The sequence below is a fragment of the Rummeliibacillus pycnus genome (assembly GCF_050459865.1).
GTDB lineage: Bacteria > Bacillota > Bacilli > Bacillales_A > Planococcaceae > Rummeliibacillus > Rummeliibacillus pycnus_B.
In genome coordinates this window covers 1-5928 of sequence record NZ_JBCMNM010000122.1, presented here as the reverse complement: position 1 = coordinate 5928, position 5928 = coordinate 1, and the positions used below count along the sequence as shown (strand labels likewise).

The following is a 5928-nucleotide window of genomic DNA, read 5'->3' as shown; positions in this document are numbered from 1 at the left end:
GGGGTCTCACCTGTCTCGCTTTCCCGCAGGAGTCTTCGCTAATCCCACATCAACAAAGATAGCTATACAAGATTTTTATTATAAATTTTTATCTATTTTTACTTTTTCATTAAGCCTCATATTTAATAATAGTTGAAATTGAATCTAGTTATAAAACAACTTTGTTTGCAAAATTGTTATTGCTTGTTCTATTTCTTCTAAGTCTTGTTCTGAAGCATTTTGTATTCGATTTTGAAAGCGAGTTTGTATCGTGGCAAAAGCTTCATTCATCATAATTCCCCCTTCTTTAGAAAGGTGAATCGTTTGTTTTCTTCGATCTTTTGGATCACTTATTTTTTCAATCAAATTCTTTTCATTTAACTTCTTTATTTCTCTACTTGTATTCGGCATAGAAATATGAAGACACTCACTAATTTCGCTTGAGGTAACAGATTGACTTACCTTTATATATTCAAGAATTTTGTATTGAACAGCAGTAATTGAATCGGATTTGACGTTTTGAGTTAAGTCATGTGTAACCTGATGTACAGATGTAGTAAATGATATTAATTTATTGAATAATACGTTCTTGTTCAAAATTCTCACCTCTTATAGGTAAGATATCAAAATAGATATCATAATACAATTATCTTTTGACAACTAAAAACAAAAGCTGTATGATTTAGTTATCAAATGATAAGTAATGGAGTGGATATCATGAAAACCTTAATCATTTACACTCATCCTAATCACAATAGTCTAAATCATTCATTTTTGAAAAAAATTATCGCAGGCTGTACTGAAAATCCTAACATTAAGAAATGGGAGATTTTAGACTTATATGAAGAGAACTTCGACCCTGTTTTAGTATTCAATGAACATAAGCGTAGACGGGATATGTATCTGGATACTGATCTAGAGAAATATAGAAAACAGATTACTTTGGCTGACAAGATTGTCTTTGTTTATCCTATTTGGTGGGGGCGGCCCCCTGCAATGCTGATGGGATATATAGATCGATTATTTGCTTCAAACTTTGCTTATCGAGATCAAAACAAACTGTTACCAGAGGGACTTTTAAAAGGAAAATCCGTTGTATGCGTATCAACTATGAAAGGACCTACAAAATATCCACTTATTTGGTTGAATAATGCACATAAAATACTGATGAGAAAAGCAGTATTTCAATTTGTAGGAATAAAGAAAGTGAAGTTTTTTGAATTTGGGAATATGGAAAGTGCAAAAGGGTATCAAACACGGAAATTAGAAAAAGTTTATCGATATTTCAAAACTGTAGAAGATTAAGGAAATGCATCCCAACTTAATAAAAAAGCCACGTTTCAGTTAAAAAACGTGGCTTTTTTATTATTGGAGCTGTGTTAAATATTAATATTGATTTTGATTAAATTAAAAGAAAACACCTATACAGGGTTTCCTTTATTTTAGAACTAACTATTTATTTTCTAAACTTTGCATTGTCGTATGCCTCTTTTATCAAAGGTAATACCGTTTTAAAATTGAATATTAAGTCATCCATTGTTTTTATTGGCTTAACAAAGCTTACATTGTAAACTCCCCATCTATCTTTTTCTGGTTTAATACAAACTGATAAAGAGGGTTCCTTTTCTATCTCCCATATAATCCCTGCTCTACTCCCGTCGGGTGCTTGAACAAACCCGTCCCCTGAAGTGCAACTATCATCTTCCTCACACTCAAAATAAAAATGGTCGGTTATTAGACCATAAATAAAGCCATCGGCTTCCGTTTCTCTAACAAGTGGAAATCCTCTGTAAACAAGTTGCTCCAAAAATTATCACTCCTATGGATACTGAGGGCATTCAGTAATTACTTACTTTTATTTCTCTCTTTTATAAAAACGTTCACCTGCTTCAGGATTATAGTACACCCTTGTTTTTTTACCAGTCACAGGGTCAATATTGATTTCCTTTGTTGCTTGAAATCCATCGGGAACATTTGCGCCATGATTACGATTTAATCGTTTATCATAGATAAAATATCCAAGTAATATGCATATGATCACTATAATAATTTCTAATGCATAGAAACCAATGACGAAATTCATTATATCTTCTCCACTACAACAGCAGTACCATATGCAACAATTTCACTCATATTAGTACCAATTTCACCAGAATCATATCTCATCATCACAATTGCGTTTGCATCCATTTCATTGGCATTTTTTATCATACGGTCCATAGCTTCTTTTCTTGAATCTTCTAGCATAGCTGTATATTGTTTGATTTCTCCACCTACTAGTGATTTTAACCCTGCCATAATATCGCCACCAATGCCTCTGCTTCTAACAATTAGACCAAAGACCGGCCCTTTTACTTCTACAATTTTGTAACCCTCAATTTTTTCTGTAGTGACTACTAACACGTTAATCTCCCCCTTCTTTTTTATTTGGTGTATCCATTGAAGTTCATTCAATGATTATTTGATTGATAACTTATTTATTATTTATAATGGTAAATCCCGTTTTCTAAAAATTGAAATACCTATTCCAATGGCAACTGCTCCAATTAAACATAATAAAATAGATGTTTGGACTAAATCCGCATTTCCACTGACAATTTCACTTGGTCTATACAATGAATAAATAGTGAAATTTCGTAACCACTCAATTTTATCACTGATCTTCCCTACCATATCTAAACTAAAAAAGCCAAATGCAATCACACCTGAAATTCCCATTGATTTCTTCTCATCATTTGACAAGCAAGATACTAAAAATGATATCCCACCAACAGCAATAAAAAGGAATAGGGTTGCAATATTTAATTGAATAAATTTAATTGCATGGAAAGAATTTTCACCTTTCATAAATAAACCGTAACCCACAAAACCAGAAATAGTCGTAATCAACATAATAAGAAAAATGCCCGTTATGAAGACACTCGCTTGCGTAAAAGCAATTTTCCCTCTTGTTGTAGGAGTAGATAATAAATAAGCCATCGAACCTTGATCAATTAATTTCGCAATAAGCTGAGTTGGTAATAGAATACAAAATATTGTTAAGATGATGGTTAGGATGACTCCATAATATTCACCAGAAATATAAGATTCAAAGGTTCCAAATCCATTCTCAAATCCGAATGCTTTCATGACACCTTTTGGCATAACATTCATAAAATCATTTAGAGATTTTGTATTTTCTGCAATACTAGGATAGATCCATACCATTAAAAGCATATAAAAGGCTGAACCAATGGCATAATTCATGATTCCTTTTAAATGAACTTTCATCATCTGCATATATAGTGAAAAACTCATTGTAATCCCCCCGCATTATCATAATAATTCATAAATATTTCCTCGAGGTTCTGCGTAAACACATCTATATTTCGCACATGATATTTAGCAGTTTCAGCTAAAAATTCATCAAAGTTTCCTTGTACTGCCACTCTCACCTTATTTTTTTCATGAAATTCAATATGTAGGTTCGATTTTGCAAAAGCAGCTGCATCAGAAGGATTTTGAAATGTAATTTCAAAAAGCTTACGCTGCATGGATTGTAATTCATGGATATCCTTTACCGTAATAACTTCACCGGCTCTTATGATGGCGGCTCTATCACATGTTCTTTCAACTTCAGGCAAACTATGTGATGATAATAAGATTGTCTTTCCTTTTGCCTTTTCTTCCAGAATTAATTCAATAAAAACTCTTTGCATTAGAGGATCTAATCCAGATGTTGGTTCATCTAAAATTATGACTTCCGGATCATGCATTAATGCAGCGACAATCCCTACCTTTTGCTTCATTCCTTTAGACATCTTACGTATCGGTGTATTTACATCAAATTGAAGGCGATTAATCAACATATCTCGTTTTGAAAAATCCTTTATTCCCTGCATTTCACCCATAAAATCAAGAAAACTCTTACCAGTCATCCCATCAAGAAAAGCAATTTCTCCTGGCAAATAGCCAATGTATTTTTGGACATCACCTTGGTTTTTCCAAGTATCTAAATCATTAATCTTGATGTATCCATTATCCGGTTTCATAAAGCCAATAATATGACGAATGGTAGTTGACTTTCCTGCACCATTTGGACCTAAAAATCCGAAAACCTCCCCTTGATTAATAGAAAAAGATACATTGAATATTCCTTTCCCGTTTTTGAATTTTTTTGTAACATTACATACTTCTAACATCCTAACACCTCCCGATAATTATGAAATATCTAAAGAGTTCATTTCATAATTATCTTACATGTTTTACAAAGAAAAACAATACAGTAAGATGTTCAAATTGATGAATTATTTTTCATATGAGAGACACATCTCTATAGGTTACTTATAATAAAGTTTATTTTCCCCATTAAAGATCAAAAGAGCCAATTCTCTATTGCTAGGAATTGGCTCTTTTAGATGTTGCATTTTTTTTTAATAACTCATTCATGAAATTAAAATCAAGACTATAATTAGTATGTTTAATTAATGTTTCCGATAGATTGAAAGAATGAAACTAACTATTATCCAAATATCTTTACCGCAGAACTAGTACCTATTCTCGATGCACCTGCATCAACCATTGATTTTATATCATCCATGTTCTTTACGCCACCAGATGCTTTTACCCCAACATTTGATCCAACTGCTCTTCTCATTATCGCAACATCTTCAACAGTTGCTCCGTACAGTGAAAAGCCTGTTGAAGTCTTGACATAATCTGCACCAGCTTTTACAGATAATTCACATGCTCGTACTTTTTCTTCATTAGTTAATAAACAAGCCTCTATAATAACTTTTACTAGAGCCTTTCCTCTTGAAGCGTCTACAACTGAACGGATATCTTTTTCAACTAGCTCATCATTTTTATCTTTTAATGCCCCAATATTAATGACTGTATCTATTTCCGTAGCTCCATTTTCAATTGCATTTATAGTCTCAAATACCTTTGTATCGGTCGTGTTTGCACCTAAAGGAAATCCTATTACCGTACATACATTAACATCCGATTCACGCAAAAGTTCTGCAGATAAGCTTACCCATACAGGATTCACACAAACAGATGCAAAGCCGAATTGTTTTGCTTCTTGACATAAATTAATTATTTCTTTTTCGCTAGCGACAGGTGAAAGTAATGTATGATCTATTAATTTTGCATAGTTCATTTATTTATCCTCCTTTTAGATTTTTTATTTATTAGTTAAAGATTCTCTCATCACTCGTATTTTTTTTATTTCAATCTCTTCTGCAACTTGCACGGGAAGTCCTGATTTGATATTTTTGCGTGTATATACTTAATTATCCTTAGTGTTCATTTCTTTGGATTAAATATAGGGGGTTCAGGAGGAAATACCATTACAAATTCTGCAATTATTCTACCTTAAGTATGTTCAAAATCTACTGCTTCCTTTTCAGTAAAAACATCGCGGGGGTTAGAGCCATTGTAGGATTCTCTAGTAATTAGACTGAGCTGTTTATATTTTTCTGCCTGTTTTTTATACTCCTATGAAAGTGCTGTTAATACTTTACAGCCTTCCCTCCAATCCTTTTGCTTTCAATTCAAAAACTATTTTGTGAAGAGATAATTGTGAATCAATCCACAAATTTAATTCCAAACCATTAATAATTAGCCTTTATGGATGTTATATTATCCACATCTCCATCATAAAGGGTTTAAATTTTTTATGACCATCCAGTTTAATGTTTTTTTGACCATCCAGTTTAATGTTTTTTTGACCATCCAGTTTAATGTTTTTTTGACCATCCAGTTGAATCAAAATTACATAAATCTAATTTTGGTTATGAAAAGAACGAACATTTCAACACATTAACTTTTTAAAATTCAGATTTGGATGTTCCGCTACAGATGACGCTCATGGGCTTGGTTTCAAACTTCGTTGAGGGTACTGAAAAAGTAAAAATTGATAAAATTTATAATAAAAATCGTGTATAGCTATCATTGTTGATGTGG

The 5928-nt window shown here is 32.3% G+C and carries 8 protein-coding genes; 1 reads left to right on the top strand and 7 read right to left on the bottom strand.

Annotated features, from left to right (window positions below):
- Nucleotides 1-144: 144 nt before the first annotated feature.
- Complete coding sequence (locus tag ABE048_RS19870; RefSeq protein ID WP_430313031.1) at nucleotides 145-576, bottom strand: MarR family winged helix-turn-helix transcriptional regulator; 432 nt, start codon at nucleotides 574-576, stop codon at nucleotides 145-147.
- 120 nt (nucleotides 577-696) lie between these two features.
- Here ABE048_RS19870 and ABE048_RS19865 point away from each other — a divergent pair, with 120 nt between their 5' ends.
- Nucleotides 697-1284: an NAD(P)H-dependent oxidoreductase gene (locus ABE048_RS19865; RefSeq protein ID WP_430313030.1), complete on the top strand. Its 588-nt coding sequence runs from the start codon at nucleotides 697-699 to the stop codon at nucleotides 1282-1284.
- Between the two features lie 151 nt (nucleotides 1285-1435).
- Here ABE048_RS19865 and ABE048_RS19860 read toward each other — a convergent pair whose 3' ends face one another.
- The 6 genes from ABE048_RS19860 to deoC form a co-directional block, all read right to left on the bottom strand.
- Nucleotides 1436-1786: a 3-deoxy-8-phosphooctulonate synthase gene (locus ABE048_RS19860; RefSeq protein ID WP_430313029.1), complete on the bottom strand. Its 351-nt coding sequence runs from the start codon at nucleotides 1784-1786 to the stop codon at nucleotides 1436-1438.
- A gap of 48 nt (nucleotides 1787-1834) precedes the next feature.
- Entirely contained in the window at nucleotides 1835-2062 is a 228-nt protein-coding gene (locus ABE048_RS19855) for a hypothetical protein (RefSeq protein ID WP_430313028.1), read from the bottom strand.
- Nucleotides 2062-2382 (bottom strand): YbjQ family protein, encoded by a 321-nt coding sequence (locus tag ABE048_RS19850; protein ID WP_430313027.1) that lies wholly within the window; start codon nucleotides 2380-2382, stop codon nucleotides 2062-2064. The genes ABE048_RS19855 and ABE048_RS19850 overlap by 1 nt, the downstream gene beginning before the upstream one ends.
- 81 nt (nucleotides 2383-2463) lie before the next feature.
- Nucleotides 2464-3276 (bottom strand): ABC transporter permease subunit, encoded by an 813-nt coding sequence (locus ABE048_RS19845; RefSeq protein ID WP_430313026.1) that lies wholly within the window; start codon nucleotides 3274-3276, stop codon nucleotides 2464-2466.
- Nucleotides 3273-4160, bottom strand: a complete 888-nt coding sequence (locus ABE048_RS19840; protein WP_430313025.1) for an ABC transporter ATP-binding protein — start codon at nucleotides 4158-4160, stop codon at nucleotides 3273-3275. Before ABE048_RS19840 ends, ABE048_RS19845 begins: the two co-directional genes overlap by 4 nt.
- Nucleotides 4161-4480: 320 nt before the next feature.
- Nucleotides 4481-5122 (bottom strand): deoxyribose-phosphate aldolase, encoded by a 642-nt coding sequence (deoC, locus tag ABE048_RS19835; RefSeq protein WP_430313024.1) that lies wholly within the window; start codon nucleotides 5120-5122, stop codon nucleotides 4481-4483.
- Nucleotides 5123-5928: the final 806 nt, after the last annotated feature.